The organism is Streptomyces sp. a15 (assembly GCF_059026085.1).
Map to the genome: position 1 here is coordinate 222353 of NZ_JBWLKM010000006.1, position 23307 is coordinate 245659.

21 protein-coding genes and 5 pseudogenes are annotated in these 23307 nt (G+C 71.3%); 17 read left to right on the forward strand and 9 right to left on the reverse strand.

Annotated features, from left to right (window positions below):
* Positions 1-23 precede the first annotated feature (23 nt).
* Positions 24-272, reverse strand: a complete 249-nt coding sequence (locus AC5P09_RS10000) for a hypothetical protein (protein ID WP_493873521.1) — start codon at positions 270-272, stop codon at positions 24-26.
* Between the two features lie 129 nt (positions 273-401).
* Positions 402-776: pseudogene (locus AC5P09_RS10005) on the reverse strand (ATP-binding protein); the annotation flags it as partial.
* A 155-nt stretch (positions 777-931) separates the two neighbouring features.
* On the opposite strand from AC5P09_RS10005, the gene AC5P09_RS10010 reads away from it, so the two are divergent.
* From AC5P09_RS10010 to AC5P09_RS10035, 6 genes are all read left to right on the forward strand, one after another.
* Positions 932-1819, forward strand: coding sequence for a helix-turn-helix domain-containing protein (locus tag AC5P09_RS10010; RefSeq protein WP_493873492.1), 888 nt, complete (start codon positions 932-934; stop codon positions 1817-1819).
* A 3-nt stretch (positions 1820-1822) separates the two neighbouring features.
* Complete coding sequence (locus AC5P09_RS10015; RefSeq protein WP_493873493.1) at positions 1823-2029, forward strand: DUF397 domain-containing protein; 207 nt, start codon at positions 1823-1825, stop codon at positions 2027-2029.
* Positions 2030-2107: 78 nt separating this feature from the next.
* Positions 2108-2557, forward strand: coding sequence for a hypothetical protein (locus AC5P09_RS10020; protein WP_493873494.1), 450 nt, complete (start codon positions 2108-2110; stop codon positions 2555-2557).
* An 815-nt stretch (positions 2558-3372) separates the two neighbouring features.
* Positions 3373-4194 (forward strand): YhjD/YihY/BrkB family envelope integrity protein, encoded by an 822-nt coding sequence (locus AC5P09_RS10025; protein WP_493873522.1) that lies wholly within the window; start codon positions 3373-3375, stop codon positions 4192-4194.
* Positions 4195-4625: 431 nt separating this feature from the next.
* A complete protein-coding gene (locus AC5P09_RS10030) occupies positions 4626-5156 on the forward strand; it encodes a hypothetical protein (RefSeq protein ID WP_493873495.1) in 531 nt (176 codons plus the stop codon).
* A gap of 114 nt (positions 5157-5270) precedes the next feature.
* Positions 5271-5891 (forward strand): class F sortase, encoded by a 621-nt coding sequence (locus AC5P09_RS10035; protein WP_493873496.1) that lies wholly within the window; start codon positions 5271-5273, stop codon positions 5889-5891.
* Here the strand turns inward: AC5P09_RS10035 and AC5P09_RS10040 are convergent.
* Positions 5829-5981: pseudogene (locus AC5P09_RS10040) on the reverse strand (winged helix-turn-helix transcriptional regulator); the annotation flags it as partial. The gene AC5P09_RS10035 and the pseudogene AC5P09_RS10040 overlap by 63 nt on opposite strands.
* Positions 5982-6045: 64 nt before the next feature.
* On the opposite strand from AC5P09_RS10040, the pseudogene AC5P09_RS10045 reads away from it, so the two are divergent.
* From AC5P09_RS10045 to AC5P09_RS10070, 6 genes and pseudogenes are all read left to right on the forward strand, one after another.
* Positions 6046-6135, forward strand: a pseudogene (locus tag AC5P09_RS10045) (NAD(P)-binding domain-containing protein); the annotation flags it as partial.
* Between the two features lie 343 nt (positions 6136-6478).
* Positions 6479-7246: pseudogene (locus tag AC5P09_RS10050) on the forward strand (imine reductase family protein); the annotation flags it as partial.
* Between the two features lie 487 nt (positions 7247-7733).
* Positions 7734-8948 (forward strand): NAD(P)/FAD-dependent oxidoreductase, encoded by a 1215-nt coding sequence (locus tag AC5P09_RS10055; protein ID WP_266439812.1) that lies wholly within the window; start codon positions 7734-7736, stop codon positions 8946-8948.
* Positions 8948-11578, forward strand: a complete 2631-nt coding sequence (gene nirB, locus AC5P09_RS10060) for a nitrite reductase large subunit NirB (protein ID WP_493873497.1) — start codon at positions 8948-8950, stop codon at positions 11576-11578. The genes AC5P09_RS10055 and nirB overlap by 1 nt, the downstream gene beginning before the upstream one ends.
* On the forward strand, positions 11575-11925 hold the full coding sequence (gene nirD, locus AC5P09_RS10065) for a nitrite reductase small subunit NirD (protein ID WP_493873498.1): 351 nt from the start codon (positions 11575-11577) through the stop codon (positions 11923-11925). The genes nirB and nirD overlap by 4 nt, the downstream gene beginning before the upstream one ends.
* A gap of 105 nt (positions 11926-12030) precedes the next feature.
* Entirely contained in the window at positions 12031-12672 is a 642-nt protein-coding gene (locus AC5P09_RS10070) for a LysE family translocator (RefSeq protein ID WP_493873499.1), read from the forward strand.
* Between the two features lie 15 nt (positions 12673-12687).
* On the opposite strand, the gene AC5P09_RS10075 is transcribed toward AC5P09_RS10070, so the two are convergent.
* Genes AC5P09_RS10075 through AC5P09_RS10085 form a run of 3 tightly spaced genes read right to left on the reverse strand, consistent with a single transcriptional unit; the run spans position 12688 to position 16027 of the window.
* On the reverse strand, positions 12688-13614 hold the full coding sequence (locus tag AC5P09_RS10075) for an oxidoreductase (RefSeq protein ID WP_493873500.1): 927 nt from the start codon (positions 13612-13614) through the stop codon (positions 12688-12690).
* 32 nt (positions 13615-13646) lie between these two features.
* A complete protein-coding gene (locus AC5P09_RS10080) occupies positions 13647-15425 on the reverse strand; it encodes a SulP family inorganic anion transporter (protein WP_493873501.1) in 1779 nt (592 codons plus the stop codon).
* A complete protein-coding gene (locus tag AC5P09_RS10085) occupies positions 15422-16027 on the reverse strand; it encodes a carbonic anhydrase (protein ID WP_493873502.1) in 606 nt (201 codons plus the stop codon). The genes AC5P09_RS10080 and AC5P09_RS10085 overlap by 4 nt, the downstream gene beginning before the upstream one ends.
* A gap of 192 nt (positions 16028-16219) precedes the next feature.
* On the opposite strand from AC5P09_RS10085, the gene AC5P09_RS10090 reads away from it, so the two are divergent.
* The 5 genes from AC5P09_RS10090 to AC5P09_RS10110 all read left to right on the forward strand — a co-directional run bounded on the left by AC5P09_RS10090 (position 16220) and on the right by AC5P09_RS10110 (position 21128).
* Positions 16220-17137 (forward strand): response regulator transcription factor, encoded by a 918-nt coding sequence (locus AC5P09_RS10090; protein WP_493873503.1) that lies wholly within the window; start codon positions 16220-16222, stop codon positions 17135-17137.
* Positions 17134-18657: a sensor histidine kinase gene (locus AC5P09_RS10095; RefSeq protein ID WP_493873504.1), complete on the forward strand. Its 1524-nt coding sequence runs from the start codon at positions 17134-17136 to the stop codon at positions 18655-18657. The genes AC5P09_RS10090 and AC5P09_RS10095 overlap by 4 nt, the downstream gene beginning before the upstream one ends.
* A 68-nt stretch (positions 18658-18725) precedes the next feature.
* Complete coding sequence (locus AC5P09_RS10100) at positions 18726-19886, forward strand: alkaline phosphatase PhoX (protein ID WP_493873505.1); 1161 nt, start codon at positions 18726-18728, stop codon at positions 19884-19886.
* A 246-nt stretch (positions 19887-20132) separates the two neighbouring features.
* Positions 20133-20558 carry an excalibur calcium-binding domain-containing protein gene (locus AC5P09_RS10105; RefSeq protein ID WP_493873523.1) on the forward strand — a complete coding sequence of 142 codons (426 nt, stop codon included), beginning with the start codon at positions 20133-20135 and terminating at the stop codon, positions 20556-20558.
* A 105-nt stretch (positions 20559-20663) separates the two neighbouring features.
* Positions 20664-21128, forward strand: coding sequence for an excalibur calcium-binding domain-containing protein (locus tag AC5P09_RS10110; RefSeq protein ID WP_493873506.1), 465 nt, complete (start codon positions 20664-20666; stop codon positions 21126-21128).
* 237 nt (positions 21129-21365) lie between these two features.
* Here AC5P09_RS10110 and AC5P09_RS10115 read toward each other — a convergent pair whose 3' ends face one another.
* From AC5P09_RS10115 to AC5P09_RS10125, 3 genes and pseudogenes are all read right to left on the reverse strand, one after another.
* A complete protein-coding gene (locus AC5P09_RS10115) occupies positions 21366-21725 on the reverse strand; it encodes a hypothetical protein (protein WP_493873507.1) in 360 nt (119 codons plus the stop codon).
* Positions 21722-22198 carry a hypothetical protein gene (locus tag AC5P09_RS10120; protein ID WP_493873508.1) on the reverse strand — a complete coding sequence of 159 codons (477 nt, stop codon included), beginning with the start codon at positions 22196-22198 and terminating at the stop codon, positions 21722-21724. Before AC5P09_RS10120 ends, AC5P09_RS10115 begins: the two co-directional genes overlap by 4 nt.
* 193 nt (positions 22199-22391) lie before the next feature.
* A pseudogene (locus AC5P09_RS10125) lies at positions 22392-23307 on the reverse strand (putative PEP-binding protein); the annotation flags it as partial.

Consider the following 23307-nt stretch of genomic DNA (forward strand, 5'->3'; position numbering starts at 1 on the left):
GCCGTTGCCTTGCTTGCGTCAGTTCAAGCGACGCCCCGCCTCCCGGCCTCGTCCGCCGCCAGCCGCTCCAGGAGCGCGTCGGCCGCCGGGTCGGGGACGGCTTCGAGCATCCAGTGCCGCATGACGGCGTGGATCTCGTCCACTCCGGCCTCGCCGACGGCCCGGTCGAACTCCTCACGCGGCCCTCCCGGGAGGGCCGCGCGGATACCGGGAATGCTGTTGGGGACCTCGACCTCGACGCCGTCGACGAAGGTCTTCAACGGTTCGGCCATCGTCATCCTCCTAGGTGGCGGGGCTTCGCTGCCGTCACGGTAGCGGGCCGACACTGCCTGCCGTACGACGTCCAGCTCACACCAGACGGCCTTGCCGACGGTCAGCTCGCAGACGCCCCAACGGTCGGCCACGTGTCCGACGATCAGCAGCCCACGCCCGAACATGTCATCGGCGGTCGCCTCGCGGAGGCTTGGCCGTAGCTCCCCCTTCGGGTCGGACACGGAGATCCGCACGACGCGTTCCGTGAGAGTGAGTTCGACGCGGAAGAGGCGGTCGCGCAGGCACCCGTGGAGTACTGCGTTGCCGCCCAGCTCGGAGACCAACAGGGCGGTGTCTGCGGCGAGTTCCGGGTGTCCCCAGTCGATGAGGAGGCGGTGGGCGCGACGACGGGCGAGGGTGACGCTCTTGGGGAGCGGTGTGTAGTCGAGGCGATCGTGATGGAGGGGTTCTTCGGGGGCGACTATGTCGCTCACCTCCGGGCAGGGGCGAGCGGCGCCAGGCATCAACTGACGCCACTCTGCGGTCGGTTCACCACGTAACGTAGCGACCCGACCTCACCTTGTTCAACCTCTTCCCGGTAGATGTCCACCGATCGGGTTTGCTATGCCTGCCCGCGCGCAGCAGACTGGCCGCGCACAGCACCGAAGGAGCAGCCAGGGTGACAGCGAGTCAGGCAAGACAGGGCAACAGCACCTCCAGCGTCCTCGGACGCAGACTCGGCGCCGAACTCCTCAAACTCCGTACCACGGCCGGCTTCACCCAGCCCCAGGCCGCGAAGGCACTCTCCGCCTCGACGGCCAAGGTCGCCAAGATGGAGGGCGGCTGGGTACCCGTGCGCGACCCGGACATCCGGGCTCTGTGCGAGCTCTACGGAGTCCGCGACCCCGGAACGGTCGGCGGCCTCCTTGAACTGGCCAAGGTCGACCGCGAGCGTCGTAAGGCCAAGGGCTGGTGGGACGACTACACCATTCCCGGCATCATGCAGGAGTACGTCGCGCTGGAGAGCGCTGCGACGGCCATCAAGGCATGGCAGCCTGCGTTCGTTCCCGGACTGCTTCAAACGCCAGAGTACGTACGGGCGTTGAGGGAGAGCCCAGCAGCAACGGTCACCAAGAGTCCCGAGCCCGACGACGAGTTCATCGCGGCACGACTCGCTCGCCAACGTCGCCTGTCCGACGATCCTCCACTGTCACTGAGGGCGGTGATCTACGAAGCCGTTCTCCACAACGTCCCCGGTGGCTCGGCGACAGCCAAGGGCCAACTGGACGAACTCGTAAAGGCGGCCGCGTTACCGAACGTCAGCCTGCGTATCTTTCCCTTCACCGCCGGTACGCACTCGGGCCTCAACGGTTCGTTCAACATCATCTCCTTCGCCGCCCCGGGGGCCATGGACGTCGTCTACGTCGAGGCCCCCTTCGCCCAGCGGTGGGCGGAGGGCGGCGAGGCCGCTGCTGCCTACGATGAGTTGTTCGAGAGAGTCACCGAATGCTCCCTCGGGGAGCGCGAGTCGGTGTCCTTCCTCCACAAGCTGCGCAAGGAACTGTGAGCCGTGCCTGAATTCAAGTACCGCAAGTCCAGCTACAGCGACGACGCGGCCGAGTGCGTCGAAATAGCCACCAACATCCCGACCACCGTCGCCGTACGCGACTCGAAGAACCCCTCCGGCCCGCGCCTCCGCATTCACCCCACGGCGTGGCTGGCCTTCCAGGCGTCGCTCACGCACGGTGGTTTGCGCCGAGCGGCGCGTAGCTTCTGAGGATGCTGGGCCGGTCACCGCGCAGGGTGGTGGCATGCGACAACAGCGCCTTCCCCGGCGTAGTAGCGAGGTACTGATATGCGCCGCGCCCGTCTGACCCCGCTGCTGGCGGCGGCCCTGACCGGATGCTCGCTTCTCGGCCAGGACTTGCCGTGCAGCAAGGCCGACGCGGACTCGCAGGTCTCCGCCGTGTGGCGGCCCGCCGACTTCGGCGGCCGGGACGCGGCGAGGGTCCGGCTGTGCGTGGACGGCATCTGCGAGGAGCGGACATCGGGCAGTCCCGACGCCCCCTTCGCCTCGCTGTCGGTCCGGCTCCCCGGCGACATCGGTGCGTCCACCGTGCCGGTGCGGCTCACCGTGACGTCCGCACAGGGCGGTGACACGATTGTCGAGGACAGCGCCCGGGCCAGGCTGACAAAGCAGCACCCCAACGGCGTGTCCTGCCCGCCCACCACCTGGACGGCGACGTTCCGTGCCCACGCCGACAAGGGCCTCACCTCACCCGAGGGCATGAAGCTCCAGGGGTGAGCGGCATCGGCCACCGGCACCGGCCACCCGCCGACCCCGCCTCATCGGGGTCCGCAGAGCAGTCGAGCGGTTGGATCGGGGAGGCAGCGGGAGAGGCGGGCGCCCGCCCCGGGGTCCAGGCAGCCGACCCAGGAGGTACCCGAGGTCTCCGGCAGCCTCTTCACCACCGCCGACCTCACCGGCCCGGTCGCCTCCTTCCTCCGCGACGGTCCTGGGCACGTCCCCTTCGAGCGGGCGCTGACCGGCCCTTTCCCCACCGGAGCCGACGATGGGCCCCGGCACGGGCAGCGCCCGCCCGTCGCCCCCGGTCGGAGAACCCCGGTGTCGAGCTCAGGCGGTCTTTCGGTATCCCCGTACGGATGCCGAGGCTCCTGAGCCGCTCGCACATCCGGAGCGGTAGGGGCACGCTGGAATCAGCCACTCGCGCTGCACGGGCTCGCCGGTGCGGGGACGAGCCGTACGCGGGTACGCCGGTGCACGGAAACTGGACGAGGTGACGACGGATGCGCCATCGGTTCGTGCTGCCAGTGCGCCAGGCTCGTCGGGGCCCTTTCGGCGAGGAGGGGAGCGGCGGGCATGACCCGCCTGGCGGAGCCCTCGGCCCGGTGGACCCTGTAGGCCCGGTGGACCCGGTGGACCCTGTAGAACCCGTCGGGCCGTCGGGTGCTCCGGAGTCGTCCGAGCCGTCCGAGCCGTCCGGCCCACCGCACGCCCCGGATACTCCTGAGCCGCCTGGCGCTTCTCCGGGCCAGGGCCCGCCCGGCAGGAGCAGTCGCGGGAGCCACCTCCGCGGCCGCTGGCACCGGCGGCGGGAACTGGGCCGATTCGTCCACGTCAGGAGTACGCGCGTATGGCAGCGCGGCAAGGAAGTGGAGCTGCTGCACCGGGCCATGGGCTTCGCGGCGCTGGGACTGGTGACGATCGCCCCGCTGCTGATCGTGGTCGCGGCGACCGCCCCGATCCAGGAACGCGGCTTCGCCCAGTGGGTCGTGGACGGCATGGGGCTGTCCGGGCGTCCCGCCGACGCCGTGCAGGACCTCTTCGCCGCACCCCGCAAGGTCCTGAGCACGATCAGCGTCCTGAGCGTGGTGTTGGTCGCGCTCTTCGGAGTGCCGTTCGCGGGCAGCGTCCAGACCGGTTACGAAAAGGTGTGGGACCTGACGGCCGGACGCTGGCACACCGTATGGCGACGCGCGGCGTGGCTCGTCGCGCTGACTGCCTACCTCTTCGCCGAAGCGCAGAGCGGGACCATCCTGGGGTCGGGAGCCCTGGGCTCATGGGCTCGCATCGGACTGTCCTCGTTGCTCGGCGTGCTCTTCTTCTGGTGGGGGCAGCGTTTCCTGCTGGGCGGCCGGATCCCCTGGCGCGCCCTCCTGCCGGGCGCCATCGCCACGATGGTGGGCCTCGGCGGTCTGCGGCTGTTCTCCTCCCTGGTCTTCTCCCCGCTCATCGTGAGCAACGCCGTCTCGTACGGTTCGGTCGGCACCGTCCTGATCGTGACGTCCTGGCTGGTCGGAGTCGGCTTCGTCGTCTTCGGCGGCGCCCTCGTCGGCCGCTACTGGTACGTCCACGAACCCCACCACATTCCGCACCCGCACTCGCACCCCCACCACCACGCCCACTCCCGTAAGCGCTGAACCCGGGGCGGGAGGATTCCCGTGCCCGCGGCGGTGGGGCGGCGTGCGGTGCGGGAGGTTCTCACCGAGTACGCGGGCGGCACGCGGAACTGACCTCCGCGGTCGACGGTCCGGGCAACCGTCGTCGTACGCGTCTCGTCGCCGTACGCGTCTCGTCGTCCTCGCGCCCGGCCGGTCGTCGTTCCCCCCGGGCCGGCCCGGTCACCCGTTCACACCCTCGCCTCACACCCATCGGGTTCTTTTTCCCCTCGCGCCCACCTCACGCCGGTGACCTGCTGAAACAGCAGACGGCAACCCTCGACGCGGGCCCCGCCCGACACCCGTTCACCCTATTTCTGACGCCCCCTCAGGAAGCGGTCTCGGCCCGGTGCCAGTTACCTCGGAAGGGCAGCGCCCCACCGAAGTGCACCGCAGAGCTCGAGGGAGCACCGATGCGACGTACCGCCCGTCTGCTGTCCGGTACCGCGTTCGCCGTCGCCGTCGCAGGCCTCGGCGCCACGCCCGCGTACGGCGGCGGCAGCGGCGATACCGGCGGCCTGGAGGTCTACCCGTCCTCCGTCGTGCCGGGCGGACGGGTCACGGTGAACACGGCGGACTGCGGGGACGGCGGTTCGGCGGCGGGCGACGCCAGCGCGGTGGGCGCCGGCACGTTCACGCTCGCGCCCAGCACGCACGAGGGCGACGCGAACGGGCAGTTCCGGGTGCCCCCGAGCGCACAGCCGGGGACGTACGAGATCGTCGCGACGTGCGCGGAGGACGGCCGGCGGGTCACGGGCGACCTGGTCGTGACGCTGACGTCCGCGCGCGAGCCGGTGGCGCCGCGGGGAAGTGTGAAGACGGGGGTCGGCGGCGCACTGGGCCCCGATCCCGTACAGACCGCGGCCGGCGTGGCGGCTCTCGCCGTCGCCGCCGCGGGCGGTACCTGGCTCCTGCATCGCCGGGCGAGAGGCGACGGGATCTGACGGACACCCTCCGCTGTCCGTCCGCCGGTACCGCAAGCCCCCTCTCCCTCCGGGTCCGACGCCCCTCGCGGCCCGGAGGGGGAACGGGTCCCGTTCAGGAGAGAGATCATCGCCATGCGCAGACTCGGCAACGCCGCGATAGCGACCGTCACCGCCGCGGCCCTGTGCTCCGGTGCGTGGCTGCTGCGCAGCGGCGCCGAGACGCACGCGCCGCCGCAGCCGACCGCGGCCGAGGCCCACGTCGACCCGGGCGCCCGGGGCTCCGCCGCGCCCGCGCTGCCGTCCTCCCCGCCCGACCGGATCCGCATCCCCTCGATCCGCGTGAACGCTCCCCTGACGGGCCTCGGCCTCACCCCGTCCGGCAGCCTCGACGTCCCGCCCGCCGCGCGCGGGAACCTCGCGGGCTGGTACGAGGCCGGCACCACCCCCGGCGAGCGGGGCACCGCGATCGTCGCGGGCCACGTCGACAACGCCGACGGCCCCGCCGTCTTCTACCACCTCGGCGCGCTGAGGAAGGGCGCGGTCATCGAGGTCGACCGGCGTGACGGAGACGTCGCCGTCTTCACCGTGGACACCGTCGAGGTCTACGACGCGAAGGACTTCCCCGACGAGAAGGTGTACGGGGCAGCGGCGCGGCCGGAGCTGCGGGTGATCACGTGCGGCGGCGGCTACTCACGGAGCACCGGCTATCAGGGGAACGTCGTCGTCTTCGCGCACCTCACCGGCAGCCGCTGAGCCTCCCAGTACGTTCACCCGTCCCCACGCGCCCAGGGGCGCCAACGCCTCGTTCAGCGAAGCGCCCCGAGGTGTCAGCGAGTACTCGACGCAGACCGATCCCGCTCGGACAGCCCCCGCCCAGACCGGCCCCACCCCCCTCACCCTCCTCGGCACCGGAGCCATGGGCACCGCCCTCGCCCGCGCCTGGCTCGCCGCCGGGCATCCCGTCACCGTCTGGAACCGCACCGTTCCTGTGGACTGAGCGGGAGTGAGTCCGCTCAGCCGCGCGCCCCGAACGGTCTTGGGCGTACTGGTCCCCGGCGTACTCGACCCCGAGGCAGCGACACGCATCCCGTGCGTGGTCCGATCCCGGGAGGCCGGCTTCCTGTGCGACCTGGCCATATGCGCACGGCCAGAGGCGACGGGGAGGCCCTGAACCATCACTCCGGTGGAGCAGGGGCCCCGCACACTGGCGCCGTACCCGGCGTCCCAGATCGCACGGTCACCGTAGCCCGAACGGCCCAGGACACCGCAAGCCTGGAAGCCGACCATCACACGATCGAGTTAATACACCCCCATGCGCACTCCACGACAACCAGTTGCCAACCCCCGCCCGCGCCGAGGCCCTGGCCGCCGAGGGCGCGACCGTCGCCGCGAGTGCCGCCGACGCGGTGGCCGCGGGCCGGCTCGTGGTCGCCTGTCTCCTCGACGACGCCTCCGTGGGCGAGGCCCTCGACGCGGCCGACCTGACCGGCCGGGACCTGGTGAACCTCACCACCGGGACGCCCGCACAGGGACGGTCCCGCGCCACTTGGGCACAGGCTCGCGGGGCCCGCTTCCTGGACGGCGGGATCATGGCCGTACCGCCGATGATCGGTGCCGCGGGCTCCGGGGCGTACGTCTTCTACAGCGGTTCCACGGCCCTCTTCGAGGAGCACCGGGCCACCCTCGCCGTCCCGGCCGGCACCACGTACGTCGGCGCGGACCCGGGATTCGCGGCGCTGCACGACGCGGCGCTGCTGAGTGCGATGACGGGGATGTTCGCGGGCATCACGCACGCCTTCGCGCTGATCCGCCCGGAGGACATCGCCCCGAAGGACTTCGCGCCGCTCCTCGTGTCCTGGCTCACCGCGATGGCGCCCATGGCCCACCAGGCGGCCGACCAGCTGGAGAGCGGCGACTACGACAAGGACGTCGTCTCCAGCCTGGCCATGCAGGTCGCGGGCAACGCGACCCTGCTGCGCACGGCCGAGGAGCAGCGTGTGAGCGCCGAGCTGCTGACCCCTTACATGGACCTGATGGAGCGCCGCCTGGCGGGCGGGCGCGGCGCCGAGGGCACGACCGGGCTGATCGAACTCCTCGCGGGCCGCTGAGCCGGTGCGGCGGCCCCTGGGCCACCCACTGCTCCTACGCCACGTGCGGTGGTGGGCTGCCAGTGGGACGCACGCCACACCACCGGCTCGGTGAGCATCCCGTACGCGGTTCGGCGCCGGTTCTCCGGCGCCGAACCGCTTCCCCGGCCGCCTCCGGATCCGTACGACGGCCCTGCCGCGAGCCGGCGCCCCGGCGGCCGAACCGGGATATTCCGGGCACCGCCCCTCCTCCGTCCCCCCGCGCGTGAGCTGGTGAAACCCCGCCGCTCCCGGCACAGACCGGCCCCGGTCGTAGACGATGGCGACTGCACGGAACCCGGGGATGCGGCCGCCCCCGGCCCGTCCCCGCCGTACCGGGCCTCACAGCGCACCCCCGGCGCCCGTCCCGAACCCTCACAACCACCCCCCGCCCCCGCTGAGGGCAGCGTTCCCCGCGGGAAACAGACGTGATGCGGCCGGGTAACACCGGCACCGCACGCTCCTAGGCATGACCTCGAATACGCGTGTGGTGGTGATCGGCGCCGGGCTCGCGGGCGTCCGTCTCGCCCGGCGGCTCGGTGAGCTCGGCGTTCCCGTGACGCTCATCGGCGAGGAGGAGCACCGGCCCTACAACCGGGTCCTGCTCGCCGAAGTGCTGGCCGGCCGCTACAGCCCCGACGTGATCGCCCTCCCGGCGCCCGCGGAACTGACGCGCGCCCGGGTCACCGGCATCGACCGGGCCGGGCGGACCGTGGAGTGCGCGGACGGCACGAAGATCGCATACGACACGCTGGTCCTGGCCACCGGCTCCAACCCCGTGCTCCCGCCCCTGCGCGGCCTGTTCAGCCCCGACCACGTGCTGCCCGAGGGCGTCCACGCCTTCCGCACGATGGACGACTGCCTGGGCCTGTCCAAGGCGGTACGGCCGGGTGTGAAGGCGGTCGTCATCGGCGGCGGGCTGCTCGGTGTGTCCGCGGCCCGTGCGCTCGCCCTGCGCGGCGCCCAGGTCGTCCTCGCCCAGCAGTCCGAGCGGCTCATGGAGCGCCAGCTCGACCCGTCCGCCTCCAAGCTGGTCCGGCGCCACCTCACCGACCTCGGCGTCGAGATCCACACCGAGTGCCGGGTCCGGGACGTGCGCTGCGTCGGCGGCGCGGTCCGCTCGGTGGAGATGTCCGACGGGTACGCCCTCGACGCCGACCTCGTGGTCCTGGCCTGCGGGGTCCACCCGCGCGTGGGCCTCGCCCAGATCTCCGGCCTCGACGTCCGCAAGGGCGTCGTGGTCGACGACGAACTGCGCACCTCCGACCCGCACATCCGGGCGATCGGCGACTGCGCACAGCACGACGGCACGGTGTACGGACTGGCCACTCCCGCGCTCGAACAGGCGGATGTGCTGGCCGAGTCGCTCGCCGGCCGCGCGAACGCCCGCTACACCGGCACCCGTTCGCTGACCCGACTCACCCTCACCGGGCAGACCGCCTTCGACCTCGCCGCGTTCGGCGAGACCGAGGCACTCCCCGGTGACGACGTCGTGCAGCTCACCGACGCGACCCGAGGCACGTACCGCAAGGTCGTCGTCCGCGACGACCGCCTGGTCGGCGGGGTCCTCGTCGGCGAACTGGGCACCGTCGGCGCTCTTGCCCGCGCCTGGGAGGGAGCAGAGCCGCTCCCCGCCGACGGTGCCCCCTTGCTCCACCTGCTCACCAACGATGGAGGCTCCTGATGTCCACGACCGCACTTGTGGGGAACGGCCCCCGCCCCACGATCGTGCTCGTCGGCCATGGCATGGTCGGCCAGCGCTTCCTCGAAGCGCTCGCCGAGCGCGGCCTGACCGCCACGCACCGCGTGGTCGTGCTGTGCGAGGAGCCGCGTCCCGCGTACGACCGTGTAGCGCTCACCTCGTACTTCTCGGGCAAGACGCCCGAGGACCTGTCCATGACGGACATGCAGTTCATCGCCGACCACGGGATCGAGCTGTACGTCGGTGACCCGGCGGAGACGATCGACCGCGAGGCGAAGAAGGTGACCGCCCGCTCGGGTCTGGTCGTCGACTACGACGTGCTGGTCCTCGCCACCGGCTCGTACCCCTTCGTCCCGCCCGTCCCCAACAAGGACGCCGAGGGCTGCTTCGTCTACCGCACCATCGAGGACCTCCTCGCCATCGAGGAGTACGCCAAGTCCAGGGCGACGACGGGCGCGGTGGTCGGCGGCGGTCTGCTCGGCCTGGAGGCCGCGGGCGCGCTCAAGGGCCTCGGGCTCAACGCCCACATCGTGGAGTTCGCGCCCCGCCTGATGCCGGTGCAGGTCGACGAGGGCGGCGGCGCCGCGCTGCTGCGCACCATCGCGGACATGGGTCTGAGCGTCCACACCGGCGTCGGCACCCAGGAGATCGTGGTCGGCGAGGACGGCGCGGTCACCGGCATGAAGCTGTCCGACGGCTCCGAACTCGCCGCCGACATGGTGGTGTTCTCCGCCGGTGTCCGCCCCCGCGACCAGCTGGCCCGCGAGAGCGGTCTGACGGTCGGCGAGCGCGGCGGCATCAGCGTCGACGAGCAGTGCCGCACGGTGAACGACCCGCATGTCTTCGCGATCGGCGAGTGCGCGCTGGCCTCCGACGGCCGGGTGTACGGCCTGGTCGCCCCCGGCTACGAGCAGGCCGAGACGGCCGCCGCGACCATCGCCGCCGACGAGGCCTCCTTCACCGGCGCGGACCTGTCCACCAAGCTGAAGCTGCTCGGCGTGGACGTGGCGTCCTTCGGCGACGCGCACGGCACGACCGAGGACTGCCTCGACGTCGTCTACTCGGACTCCCGCGCCGGCCTGTACAAGAAGCTGGTCATCGGCCGCGACGGCACGCTGCTCGGCGGCATCCTGGTCGGCGACGCGGAGGCGTACGGCACGCTGCGCGCGTTCACCGGGTCGGTCCCGCCGGTCTCCCCCGAGTCGCTGGTCCTGCCCGCCGGGTCCGGTGAGAGCGTCCAGCTCGGCCCGTCCGCGCTGCCGGACGAGGCGGTCATCTGCTCCTGCCACAACGTGTCCAAGGGCACGATCCGCGGCGCGGTCACCGACCACCAGTGCACGACCGTGCCCGAGGTCAAGAAGTGCACCAAGGCCGGCACGGGCTGCGGCTCCTGCGTCAAGGTCCTCGGCCAGCTGGTCACCGCCGAGCTGGAGGCCAGCGGCGTCGAGGTCGACAAGGGCCTGTGCGGCTGCTTCTCGCAGACCCGCGAGGAGCTGTACGAGATCGTCCTCGCCCTGCGCATCAACACTTACCAGGACCTCCTGGACCGCTACGGCCGTGACGGTGCCAAGGGCGGCGACGGCTGCGAGATCTGCAAGCCGACGGTGGGCTCGATCATCGCCTCCCTCGCCCCGACGATCGGCGCGAGCAACTACGTCCTGGAGGGCGAGCAGGCGGCGCTGCAGGACAGCAACGACCACTTCCTCGCCAACCTCCAGAAGAACGGCTCGTACTCGGTCGTCCCCCGCATCCCCGGCGGCGAGATCACCCCCGAGGGCCTGATCGTCATCGGCGAGATCGCCCGCGACTTCGGCCTCTACACGAAGATCACCGGCGGCCAGCGGATCGACATGTTCGGCGCCCGCGTCGAGCAGCTCCCGCTGATCTGGGCCCGGCTGGTGGACGCCGGCTTCGAGTCCGGCCACGCCTACGGCAAGGCCCTGCGCACGGTGAAGTCCTGCGTCGGCCAGACCTGGTGCCGCTACGGCGTCCAGGACTCCGTCCGCATGGCGATCGACCTGGAGCTGCGCTACCGGGGCCTGCGCTCCCCGCACAAGCTCAAGTCGGCGGTGTCGGGCTGCGCCCGCGAGTGCGCCGAGGCCCAGTCCAAGGACTTCGGCATCATCGCCACCTCCAACGGCTGGAACCTGTACGTCGGCGGCAACGGCGGCGCCACCCCGCGCCACGCGGACCTGCTGGCCCAGGACCTGACCGACGCCGAACTGATCAAGCTGATCGACCGGTTCCTGATGTTCTACATCCGCACCGCCGACCGCCTGGAGCGCACGTCGACCTGGCTGGAGCGGATCCCGGGCGGCCTGGACCACGTGCGGGACGTGGTGGTGGAGGACTCCCTCGGCATCTGCGAGGAGCTGGAGTCCCTGATGGCGGACCACGTGTCGCACTACCGCGACGAGTGGGCGACGACCATCAACGACCCCGAGAAGCTCTCCCGGTTCGTCTCCTTCGTGAACGCGCCCGACACCCCCGACCCGGTCGTCGGCTTCGTCCCCGAGCGCGACCAGATCAAGCCCGACCTGCCGCTGCTGTCCATCGGCATGCGCCCCAGTGAGAACCCGGCAGACGTCCTGGAAGGAAGCGCCCAGCGATGACCCTGGCACCCGAGACGACCGACCTGAAGGTCCAACTGAGGCTGGCCGACAGCTGGTTCACGGTCTGCGACCTGACCATGCTGCTGCCGGGCCGCGGAGTGGCCGCCCTGCTGCCCGACGGCCAGCAGGCCGCCCTCTTCCGCGACCGCGCCGGCACCCTCTACGCCATCGACAACCGCGACCCGTTCAACGGCGCGGCGGTCCTCTCCCGCGGCCTGATCGGCTCCCACGAGGGCCGGCCCTTCGTCGCCTCACCCCTGCTGAAGCAGCGCTTCGATCTTGCGTCGGGGCAGTGCCTGGACGACGAGTCGGTGCGGGTGGCGACGTACGAGGTGCGGACCTCGTAGCAGGGTTTCCCGACCGGTCGCGGTCACGCAGCTGGTCGTGGACATCGGGCGACGGCCTGAAAACCGGCTGGCGGCAGCGTCGCCCCTCGTGCTCACATGGGGTTCATGGTGCCCACCGACCGTCTGCTCGCCTTCGCGGCCATGTCCTTCCTGCTGATCGTGGTCCCCGGTCCCAGCGTGCTGTTCGTGATCGGCCGCGCGCTCGCCCAGGGCCGCCGCGCGGCCCTGACCACGGTGGTCGGGAACACGGTCGGCGCCTACGTGCTGATCGTGGCGGTGGCGCTCGGGGTCGGGTCGATCGTCGAGCGCTCGGTCCTCGTCTTCACCGCTCTCAAGCTCGCGGGCGCGGCCTATCTCGTGTACCTCGGCGTCAAGGCGTGGCGGGAGCGCGGAGCGCTGCGGGCCGTCTTCACCGAGGACGGGACCAAAGCGCGAGGTGGCCTGCGCACGTTCTGGGAGGGGTTCGCCGTCGGGGTGACCAATCCCAAGACCATCGTGTTCTTCGCCGCCGTGCTGCCGCAGTTCGTCGACCGCGGTCACGGGCACGTCGCGGTGCAGATGCTGGTGCTCGGCCTGGTCTTCAACCTCATCGCGGTGACCTGCGACACCGTGTGGGGATTGGTGGCGGCGACCGCACGGGGCTGGTTCGCACGGTCGCCGCGGCGGCTCTCCCTGGTCGGCGGGGCCGGTGGGCTCACCATGATCGGGCTGGGCGTGACGGTGGCCGTGACCGGCCGCAAGGACTGAGCGGCCGCCGGCCCGTCACACCTTCAGCTGGTCGTAGGCGACCCCCGTCAGCTCCTCCGAGGCGGCCCACAGGCGCTCCCCCGCCCTGTCGCTGAGCGTCCACGGGGCTCGCCAGGACGGTGCGGGCGACCCGCGCCAGCCGGCGAACGAGGGGCCGGTGAAGGAGTCGGGGCGGACCTCGGGCGCGGTCGCGGCGTAGAGCGTGGGCAGGGCGCCCGCGTCGGCGGACTGGGCGAAGAAGCGGTTGCCGATCTGCATGAACCGCTCGCTCACCTTGCGGCCGGACATCCGGGCGCCCTCCGTCTGGAGGTTGGTGGCGGCGTACCCGGGGTGCGCCGCCACCGCGACCACGTCCGAGCCGTGGGCCGTGAGCCTGCGCGCGAGTTCGTGCGTGAAGAGCAGGTTGGCGGTCTTGGATCGGGCGTAGGCGATCCAACGCCGGTACCGGCGCTCGCTGTTGAGGTCCGTGATGTCGATGTTGGCCACCGAGTGCATCGGGCTGGAGACGGTCACCACACGGGCGCCGGGCGTGCCGAGCAGCGTGGGCAGCAGCAGCCCGGTGAGCGCGAAGTGCCCGAGATGATTGACGCCGAACTGCGTCTCGAACCCGTCCGCGGTCGTCCCGTACGGCAGCGCCATCACGCCCGCGTTGTTGACGAGCAGGTCGAGCCGGTCGTACGGGAAGGCGGCCGCGAACCGCCGTACGGAGGCGAGGTCCCCGAGGTCGAGCTGCCCGAACTCCACCTCGGCGCCCGGTACTTCGGTGACCATCCGGTCCCCGGCCTCGGTGCCGCGCGCCTCGCTCCGGCAGGCGAGCACCACCCGGGCGCCCCGGCGGGCCAGCTCGCGCGCGGTGACGTACCCGAGGCCGCTGTTGGCCCCGGTGACGACGGCGACACGGCCGTCCTGGTCGGGGATGTCCTTCTCGGTCCAGCCGGCCATGGCCGACCCTCCCTCCGGTGACGGGGTCGGGTTCAGCGTACGAGCGGGGGGCGCTCCAGGTAATCGTCCGGGAGTGGTCGCGTGTCCAGGTAGAACCATTCGGCGCCGGGGCCGGGGCCTGGGACGGACGCCACCGGTTCGGGGGCCCGGGGCGCGGTCTCGGTTGTCCGGGGCGCGGTCTCGGTGGCCGGCTGCTTCGCCGGGCCCGGCATCAGGAGCTCCACCCGTACGCCGTTCCCCCGCTGCTGGGCCGTGAACTCCTCCATCTGGTTGCGGCAGGCGTGGTCCAGATGGGTCACGCCGGTCAGGTCCAGGCGGATGCGGGGCCTGCCCGAGGCCGCCGCGGCCTCCAGCGCCTCGATGACCTTCGGCAGGCGCAGGAAGGTCGCGTTGCCGGCCATGACGATCTTGGCGGTGTCCTCGTCGAGGTGCTGGCGGATCACGGTCTGCGACATCCGCAGCGCGGCCAGCACGATCCCGGCGGCGAGCCCGACGAGCACCCCCTCCAGCAGCGCGGTCGCCACGATGACCAGCGTGGTGAGGCTCATCACCGCGAACTCGCCCCGGTCCTGGCGCCACATCTTCGGGAACTCCTCCGGCGCGAACAGCTTCCAGCCGCTGTGCACCAGCACTCCGGCGAGCACCGAGATCGGGATCAGGGCCAGGACCTGCGGCAGCAGCAGCGCGAAGGCGAGCAGCCAGAGGCCGTGCAGGGTCCGGGACAGCCGGGTCTTGGCGCCGGCCTGGACGTTCGCCGAACTGCGCGCGACGACGGCCGTGATGGGCAGGGCCCCGAGAACGCCCGCGACCGTGTTCCCGGCGCCCTGGGCGATGAGTTCGGTGTTGTACCGGGTGCGCGGACCGCTGTGCATACGGTCCACCGCGGCCGCCGTGAACAGGCTCTCCGCGGAGGCGATGACCGTGAAGGTGAGGATCGACGTGATGATCGCCGCGTCGGCGAGCCCCGCGAACTGCTCCCCGCCGGGCACGCTCACGGCGGCGAGCAGATTGCCGACCTGGAGGGTCTTCACGTCCACGCCGGGCAGCGCGGCGACCGCGATGCCGATGCCCACGGCGACCAGCGCGGCCGGGATCTTCCTGGCCGGCCCCGGCACCTTCTTCCACACGAAGCTCAGCACGACGGTGACGACTCCGAGCAGCGTCGCGATCATCGCCTGACGGTCGGTGAGGATGTCGGCGAACAGCCCCGGGATCCCGGCCATGTTCTCGATCGGAGTGCCGGGCGCCTTGCCGTCGGCCATGGGATACACCTGGCTGAACATCAGCGGCAGGCCGATGCCGGCCAGCATGCCCTGGACGACGGCGAGGGAGATCGCCTGGAACATCCGGCCCAGCCGTACGACGCCGAGGACGATCTGCAGGATCCCGGACCCCAGCACGATCACGCCGAGCATGGCCACCCCGTGCTCGGCGACGGTCTCCGCGACCAGCGCGGCGAGCCCCGCGGCCGGCCCGCTGACCTGGAGGGTGCTGCCCCGCACCGCGCCGACCACCAGCCCGCCGATCACCCCGGAGATGATCCCCAGCTCGGCCGGGACGCCCGAGGCGACGGCGACGCCGATGCACAGGGGCAGGGCGACGAGGAAGACGACGAGGGAGGCGGTGATCTCGGTGCCGAGGTCGGCTTTCGGTGCCGACTTGGCCGCCTTGGCGGTCTTCGCGATCTTCACGGTCGGCTCGGCGGTCTTCACGGTCGGCTCGGCGGTCGCGTTCGGCTCGGCGGTGCTCGTACCCCCGGTTCCGGAGGCAGCGGCGGACGCACGCCGCCCCCGCGCATGCGCCCCGCTCATCCGGCGTGCACCCGGAAACGACCGTCCTCGTCGAGCTCGTACACCCGCCCGGTGTCGACCTCGTAGTACCAGCCGTGCAGCCGCAGTCGGCCCGCGTCCAGCCGCTGCCGTACCGACGGGTGACTCCGCAGCGCGGCCAGCTGGTTGACGACGTTGCGCTGTGCCACCTCGGACAGCGCCGGATCGTCGGACGCGCCGGCGAGCGTCGGAGCCAGCTCCGGGCGGGCCACCTCCAGCCACGCGCCCACGCCGGGCAGCGCGGCCAGGTCGTCGCCGGACTTCAGCGCGCCCATCGCCCCGCAGTGTGAGTGACCGCACACCACGACGTCCTGAACCCCGAGCACCTCCAGTGCGTACTCGATGGTGGCCGCCTCACCACCGGCGCCGTACTGCCCGTACGACGGCACGATATTGCCCGCGTTGCGCAGCTCGAATATATCTCCGGGCCGGGCGCCCGTGATGAGCGCGGGTATCACCCGAGAGTCCGAGCAGGTAATGAAGAGCGCCTCGGGATATTGCCCCTCGGCCAGTTTCCGGTATTCGTCGTGCTCGAATTCGACCCGTTGTGTGAACGTGCGGGCACGGTCCAGAAGAGCCTTCAACGACGCCCCCTCGATGGGAAGTTCGACCAGGTCACCACACCGTAGAGGGGCGCGTCACAGCGGAAGGTTAAGTAACGGCCAGAGCGCGGCCAGGAATTGAACATTTCTTGTCGGGGCCTCGTGCAAGCGCTGTCATCTTGTAACGTGTCGACTCCAGAGCGCGAAATGCGAATTCACGGAGAGACGGGACGCATGGGCCTACGAGTGCTGCTCATCGAGGACGACGCGACAATCGCCGAACCGCTCACCGAAGGTCTCGGCCACTTCGGGCTGACGGTCGACCACGTCGCCACCGGCACCGACGGCCTGAGAGGCCCGTACGGCGATGTCGTCCTGCTCGACCTCGGGCTGCCGGACATGGACGGCATCGACGTCTGCCGCGGCATCCGGCAGGTCTCCGACGTCCCCATCGTCATCCTCAGCGCCCGCGGAGAGGAGGCGGACCGGGTACTGGGCCTGGAGCTGGGCGCCGACGACTATCTGGCGAAACCGTTCAGCATGCGGGAGCTGGTGGCACGGGTGCGGGCGGTGACTCGGCGGACGCAGCGGACGCAGGCGGGGGCGGAGCCGGGGTCGATGCCGATGTCTATGCCTGTGGCTATGCCGATGTCTGCGCCGGTGCCGATGCCGATGTCTGCGCCGGTGTCGTCGTACGACCGCGCGCCTGGCCCGTCGTACGACTTCGCGTCGGCCCCGTCGTACGAACCTGTGCCGCCGTCGTCGTACGAGCAACCCGTCTCAGCTCCAGCCCCAGCTCCAGGCCCAGACCCAGACCCGGCCTCAGCCCCCTCGCCCGACCCAGGCCCGCTCGTCGTCGACCGCCGCACCCGGCAGGTCTGGGTCGGCGAGACCCAAATCGCGCTCACCCCCAAGGAGTTCGAGCTGCTGGCGCTGCTCACCGAGGATCCGGGCGCGGTCTACTCCCGGCAGCAGATCCTCGACCGGGTCTGGGACCCGCACTACGAGGGCCCGACCAAGACCCTCGACGTCCATGTCGCCTCACTACGACGGAAGTTGGGCCACCCGGCATGGATCCGGACACTGCGCGGCGTCGGCTTCCGGCTGTCGGTGCACGGGGAGCCGAACGAGCCGCAACAGGGCCCGACATGACCCGCCGCCTCCTGTTCAGCTACCTCACGCTCGCCGCGCTCGTCCTGCTCTGCCTGGAGATACCGCTCGGCTTCGTGTACTCGCGGGGCGAGCGCGAGCGGGTGGTCAACGCGGCGAAGGACGAGGCCGAGTCGGTCTCCGCGTACGCCGCGCTGTCCCTCGCCGCCGGCCGCGCCGAGCGGGACCTGCCCGCCCGGGTGGCCCACTGCGCCGAGCGCATCGGCGGCAAGGTGGTGGTCGTCGACGACACGGGCGCGCCCCTCGCCACCTCGCACCCCCTGAGCGCCGACGCGTCCCGCGCGCTGATGTCCCGCCCGGGGATCGCGGCGGCCCTGCACGGCAGCTCCACGGAGGACGTCCGCACCTCCACCATCGGCGGAGTGGAGTACCTGTCGGTCGCCGCGCCCGTGGGCCAGGGCGTACGACCTGAGGGTGCGGTATGGCTCACGGTCCCGACCCGGATGGTGCACGAACGCGTCCACCACGTATGGATGTTGCTCGCCGCGGGCGGACTCGGCGTCCTCACCGCGGTCACCTTCGTCGGCTTCGGCATCGCCCGCTGGACGGGCCGTCCCATCCGCGAACTGGAGCGCGCGACCCATGAGTTGGCCGAGGGCGGCCGCGCGGAGCCGGTGACCGTCACCAAGGGCCCGCCCGAAGTCCGCAGACTCGCCGCCGCGTTCAACCGTACGGCCGCCCGCCTCGCCCATCTCCTCGACTCCCAGCACGCGTTCGCCGGCGAGGCCTCGCACCAGCTCAAGACCCCGCTCGCCGCCCTGCGCCTGCGCCTGGAGAACCTGGAACCGAATGTCGCCGCCCGCGGCCGGGGCAGCCTCACCGCCGCCGTCACCGAGACCGACCGGCTCTCCCGCATGGTCGAGGGCCTGCTCGCGATGGCACGGCTGGAGGAACACGCGGCCACCCCCGGCCCGGTCGACGTGGGCGAGGTCTGCGCGGAACGCCACCGCACCTGGGCCCCGCTCTTCGACCGGCAGAAAGTCTCCCTGGTCCTGTTCGCGGGCAGCGTGGGCCCGGTGCTGGCCCTGCCGGGGTCCGTCGAACAGATCCTGGACAACCTCCTCTCCAACGCCCTGCGGGCCTCCCCGCCCGCCACCACCGTCACCATCGAGCTCCGCCTCCACGTCCCACCCCGCCGCGCCCTGCGCGACGCCCGCCCCTGCTGGGTCGACCTCCACATCACGGACGAGGGCCCCGGCATGACGGCCGAGCAACGCGCCCGCGCCTTCGACCGCTTCTGGCGCGCACCGGGCGCCCCCAAGGGCGGTACGGGCCTCGGCCTCGCCCTCGTCCAGCGGCTCGCCCACGCGAGCGGCGGCGAGGCGAGCCTGCGCGCGGCGGCGACGGGCGGGCTGGACGCGGTGGTGCGGCTGCCGTCGGCGGAGGCAGCGTCGGCGGTCCAGCGAGGCGGCCGCGAGGTACTGGCGCTGCACGTCGCTGGTCATCTGCACCGCGCCCCCGCTTCACAGCCCGTGCACAGCGATTCCACCCCGCGCACCTAGGGTCCGTGACCGCGCGACCCCGCCGCCGACCGGTGGCGGGCCGGTCACGACACACCCTTGGAGCAAGCGTGGAACGTCGAACCCTCCTGCGCGCGGCCGTCATCGGCGGGTCCTCCGCCGCCCCCGGCGGAACCCTGTGGCGAGGCGCCGCCTACGCCGCGCCCGCCCAACCCGGAGCCGGCCCCTACGGAGCGCTCGGCTCCCCCGACGCCAACGGCATCAGACTCCCCAGCGGCTTCACCAGCAGGGTCGTCGCCCGTTCCGGCCAGACGGTCACCGGCACGTCGTACACCTGGCACAACGCCCCCGACGGCGGCGCCTGTTACACGGACGGGACGGGCTGGATCTATGTCTCCAACTCGGAGATCAACCCGTCGGGCGGCGCGAGCGCGGTGAAGTTCTCGTCGACGGGCGCGATCACCTCGGCGTACCGCATCCTGTCGGGCACCCGCACGAACTGCGCGGGCGGCAAGACCCCGTGGAACACCTGGCTTTCCTGCGAGGAAGTGTCACTGGGCTACGTCTACGAGACGGATCCCTGGGGCGTCCAGTCGGCCACCCGCCGGGACGCGATGGGCCGCTTCAAGCACGAGGCGGCGGCCGCGGACCCGGTGCGCAGGGTGATCTACCTGACCGAGGACGAGACGAACGGCCGCTTCTACCGCTTCGTACCGACGACCTGGGGCAACCTCTCCTCCGGCACCCTCCAGGTCATGGTCGCCGGCACCGCCACGTCGGGCTCCTTCACCTGGGCGAACGTCCCCGACCCGGACGGCTCCCCCACCACCACCCGCACCCAGGTCTCCGGTTCGAAGTCCTTCAACGGCGGCGAGGGCTGCTACTACGCCAACGACACGGTCTGGTTCACCACGAAGGGCGACAACCGGGTCTGGCAGCTCAACCTGACGACGAATACGTACGAGTTGGCGTACGACGACTCCCTGGTGACAGGCGGCACCGCCCCGCTCACGGGCGTCGACAACATCACCGGCGCCACCTCGGGCGACCTCTTCGTCGCGGAGGACGGCGGCAACATGGAGATCTGCGTCATCACACCGGCCGACGTGATCGCCCCGTTCCTCCGCATCGACGGCCAGTCGGGCTCCGAGATAACGGGCCCGGCCTTCTCCCCGGACGGCACGCGGCTGTACTTCTCCAGCCAGCGGGGGGCGAGCGGGAGTTCGTCGGGCGGGATCACGTACGAGGTGAAGGGCCCGTTCCGGGCCTAGCGCGCCGAGTCGCCGGGCGCCCTGGGGTGCGCCCGGCGGACAGGACCGGCGGCACATATGCGGAGAGCTACCGTCCGGTCACGTCACGTTCGCATCACGAGTCCTCCATATCTCCACCACACCAGTGGCCCCTCACTAGGTTCGTCACCTCATATCCGGCTGATCGCACCTTCTGGATCACAAGCGCTCAGACAAGCGGATATCGCCATGAACCTGAACGTGAACCTGAACCTGGAAGGACCCTCCGTGAACCTGTTCCGCAAGCCCGGCGCCATCGCCGTCGCCGCGCTGGCACTGGCCGCTCTCCCGTCCACCGCCGCGGCTCACGACGGCACTCACCCGTTCAAGAACTGCAGCGAGGCGTACGCCAACGGGTACTCCGACATCCCCGAGGACGACGAGCACTACGGCTCCCACCTGGACCGCGACGGGGACGGCATCGGCTGCGACCAGCCCCCCGGCGACTTCGTCCCCGCCGAGGACGAGGGAGCCGACGAGGGCGCGGCCGCTCCGGCCGAGGACACGTCCGCCGATGCCACGGCGCAGGACCCGGACCTGGCCGAGACCGGAGGCGACGACACCACCCCGTACCTCGCGGCCGGCGGCGCGACGGTTCTACTCGCAGGCGGCGGCCTGCTCCTGGCCGCCCGCAGGCGCCGCGCCAACCCGTGACGAGGGGAACCCCTGCCCATCTTGGTCACGAAATGAACACGTAACCCACACAACTGGGAGCCCAGCAATACGGTCATCCCCCACGTAGCACCTATGGGGGACGACATGAGCAGCCCGTACAACCACCCGACCCAGCCGATGCCGCCGACCGCTTCCGGCCCCGCTCCCAAGTGGGCCCGGAAGCGGTACGTACTGCCCGCCCTCGCCCTGGCCCTCTTCATCGGCGTAGGCATCGGCAGCGGCGACACCACGACGACGACCGACGCGAAGCCCGCCACCGCCACACCACAGCCGACGGTCACCGTGACGGCAACGGCCCCGGCGACGGAGACGACCGAGCCGGCCGGCACCATAACCGCCACGGAAACGGTCAAGGTCAAGGTGACCAGAACGGTCACAGCGCAGCCGCCGGCAGGCAGCGACGACGGTTCTTCCGAGGCGGACGCGGACGTCTACTACGAGAACTGCACCGCGGTCCGAGCCGCCGGCGCCGCCCCCATCCGCCGCGGCGAACCCGGCTACGCCTCCCACCTCGACCGCGACAACGACGGCGTGGCCTGCGACACCTGAGCCGTCAATCCCTCCGAATCCGCTCCAGGTCGATCCGCCGCCAGACCAACGACAGCGCGCCAAGGGCGGCGACGATCACAGCACCGAAATGGGAGAGGAGCAACACGACCTGTGCCACCTGTACACCGCGCAGGGCCTGATCGCGAACGCGCCGGCGGCTCTCGATCCCTCATCCACCTGGCGCCTCTTCGGAGGGGGCTCGGCAACCTCTGAACCCTCGTGCTCCCCTGTGCCAGTTCAGCGGTGGCCTGTGGCTCGTGGATGCCCCGTGCCTGCGAATGTGATCCAGCATGTGTCACGGGCTGCGTCCAGGAGGTACCAGATGCGGCCGCCGCCGGTCACTTCGATCTGCCACTGCTCGCAGGTCTGTCCGCGGTGGGTGCCGTGCGCCAGGCTGCCCTTGAGTCGGTGGTGCCGGGGCGTCTCGGTGGCCGGTCGGGGGCTGGTGCGCATGGTGATCCAGGCGCGGTAGGTGTTCTCCCGGGCCTGTTGGGCGAGGCTGTCCCAGCCCTTGGCCGAAGCCGCGTCAGCGAAGCGGACTTCCCAGTGGCCGGTCGGCGCTGGGGGTGCGGCGCGGTCGCCACGACCCGCGGTCACGCGACGTCCCGTGGGTCGGGCACCGGCCCGTAGTCTTCGCCGTGATCCTTGGTCAGTGCGGCCAGCAGTTCGGGGTCGGAGTGGACCTCGGCGGTGTGCTGCCAGGCGATGAGCAGCTGTGCGACGGACGCGCTGTTGCCGACCGCGTCGGCAGCGCGCATGGTGTCAACCAGTTCGACGGCGAAGGCGTGGAGATCGGACTCGGGCAGGAAACGGACCCAAGGGAACGCGTCCGGCAGTATGTCGAGAAGCAGTTCTGTGCTTCCGGGCTCCCGGCGCGCCATCGCGGCCAGCATCCGAGTGGCGGCCGACACCACCGTCTGGTCCTGCTCCGCCCGCGCCGCCGTGGTGAGGATGAGATCCTCGCCGTCTCTGCGGTGCAGGAGCAGTCTCGGGGATTCCTTGAGCCGGGCAAGCGTCTGCTTGTTCTTGTTCACCAGCTCGGAGAAGTTCACGGCATTCTCGGTACTCACAACTTTGAAACTACTTCGAAATTTGCCCTGTCGCCATCGCCCAAAAGAGGGAACCACGCCAAGAGGGGCGGCACCCCCGCACAGGGTGCCGCCCTCTCTTCGTGATCCGGAACCGCCGCCCATCGGTGAGGGTCGGTCGGGGACGGTCGGCGGTTCCGGGGTTCAGTGGCCGTGAGGCCAGTGCCCGCAAGCCCGCGGCCTCGGCGATCTGACCGGCGGTCAGAGCGGCGCGCGGCAGTTCGATCATCGTGCCGATCGCCAGCTTCAGTGACGTGCCCGTGGCGGCCTCGACCTCGGCCACCACCTGGTCGGCCTCCTCGCGGACGATCTCCAGTTCCTGGACCGTGCCGACGAGCGGGATCATGATCTCCGCGCGCGGGTCGCCCTTCGCGGCCTTGCGCTCGGCCGCGGCCTCGGCGATCGCCCGTACCTGCATGGTGAACAGGCCGGGGATCACCAGGCCCAGGCGCACGCCCCGCAGGCCCAGCATCGGGTTCTGCTCGTGCAGACGGTGGACGGCCTGGAGCAGCCGCAGTTCGTTCTCGTGCGGCTCCTGACGGGACTCCGCCAGCGCCACGCGCACCGACAGCTCCGTGATGTCCGGCAGGAACTCGTGCAGCGGCGGGTCAAGGAGGCGGACCGTCACCGGGAGGCCGTCCATCGCCGAGAACAGCTCCACGAAGTCCTTCTTCTGGAGGGGGAGCAGCGCCTTCAGCGACTCCTCGCGCTCGGCCTCCGTGTCGGCCAGGATCAGCCGCTCCACCAGCTCACGCCGGTCACCGAGGAACATGTGCTCGGTACGGCACAGACCGATGCCCTGGGCGCCGAAGCGACGGGCGCGCAACGCGTCCTCGGCGTTGTCCGCGTTGGCACGCACCCTCAGACGGCGCTTGCGGTCGGCGAACGCCATGATCCGGTGCACGGCCTCGACCAGTTCGTCGGCGTCGTTGGCGCCCGCGTGCATCCGGCCTTCGAAGTACTCCACCACCGGGGACGGGACGACCGGGACCTCACCCAGGTAGACCTTGCCCGACGACCCGTCGATGGAGATCAGGTCGCCCTCCTCCACCACGTGCCCACCCGGCACTGTCATCCGACGCCGCTTGGTG

What these genes read in the sequence shown, in the direction of transcription:
- AC5P09_RS10000 (WP_493873521.1), bottom strand. Translation starts at nt 272, where the DNA reads ATGGCCGAACCGTTGAAGACCTTCGTCGACGGCGTCGAGGTCGAGGTC.
- AC5P09_RS10020 (WP_493873494.1), top strand. Translation starts at nt 2,108, where the DNA reads ATGCGCCGCGCCCGTCTGACCCCGCTGCTGGCGGCGGCCCTGACCGGA.
- AC5P09_RS10030 (WP_493873495.1), top strand. Translation starts at nt 4,626, where the DNA reads ATGCGACGTACCGCCCGTCTGCTGTCCGGTACCGCGTTCGCCGTCGCC.
- AC5P09_RS10035 (WP_493873496.1), top strand. Translation starts at nt 5,271, where the DNA reads ATGCGCAGACTCGGCAACGCCGCGATAGCGACCGTCACCGCCGCGGCC.
- AC5P09_RS10055 (WP_266439812.1), top strand. Translation starts at nt 7,734, where the DNA reads ATGACCTCGAATACGCGTGTGGTGGTGATCGGCGCCGGGCTCGCGGGC.
- nirB (WP_493873497.1), top strand. Translation starts at nt 8,948, where the DNA reads ATGTCCACGACCGCACTTGTGGGGAACGGCCCCCGCCCCACGATCGTG.
- nirD (WP_493873498.1), top strand. Translation starts at nt 11,575, where the DNA reads ATGACCCTGGCACCCGAGACGACCGACCTGAAGGTCCAACTGAGGCTG.
- AC5P09_RS10070 (WP_493873499.1), top strand. Translation starts at nt 12,031, where the DNA reads ATGGTGCCCACCGACCGTCTGCTCGCCTTCGCGGCCATGTCCTTCCTG.
- AC5P09_RS10075 (WP_493873500.1), bottom strand. Translation starts at nt 13,614, where the DNA reads ATGGCCGGCTGGACCGAGAAGGACATCCCCGACCAGGACGGCCGTGTC.
- AC5P09_RS10080 (WP_493873501.1), bottom strand. Translation starts at nt 15,425, where the DNA reads ATGAGCGGGGCGCATGCGCGGGGGCGGCGTGCGTCCGCCGCTGCCTCC.
- AC5P09_RS10090 (WP_493873503.1), top strand. Translation starts at nt 16,220, where the DNA reads ATGGGCCTACGAGTGCTGCTCATCGAGGACGACGCGACAATCGCCGAA.
- AC5P09_RS10095 (WP_493873504.1), top strand. Translation starts at nt 17,134, where the DNA reads ATGACCCGCCGCCTCCTGTTCAGCTACCTCACGCTCGCCGCGCTCGTC.
- AC5P09_RS10110 (WP_493873506.1), top strand. Translation starts at nt 20,664, where the DNA reads ATGAGCAGCCCGTACAACCACCCGACCCAGCCGATGCCGCCGACCGCT.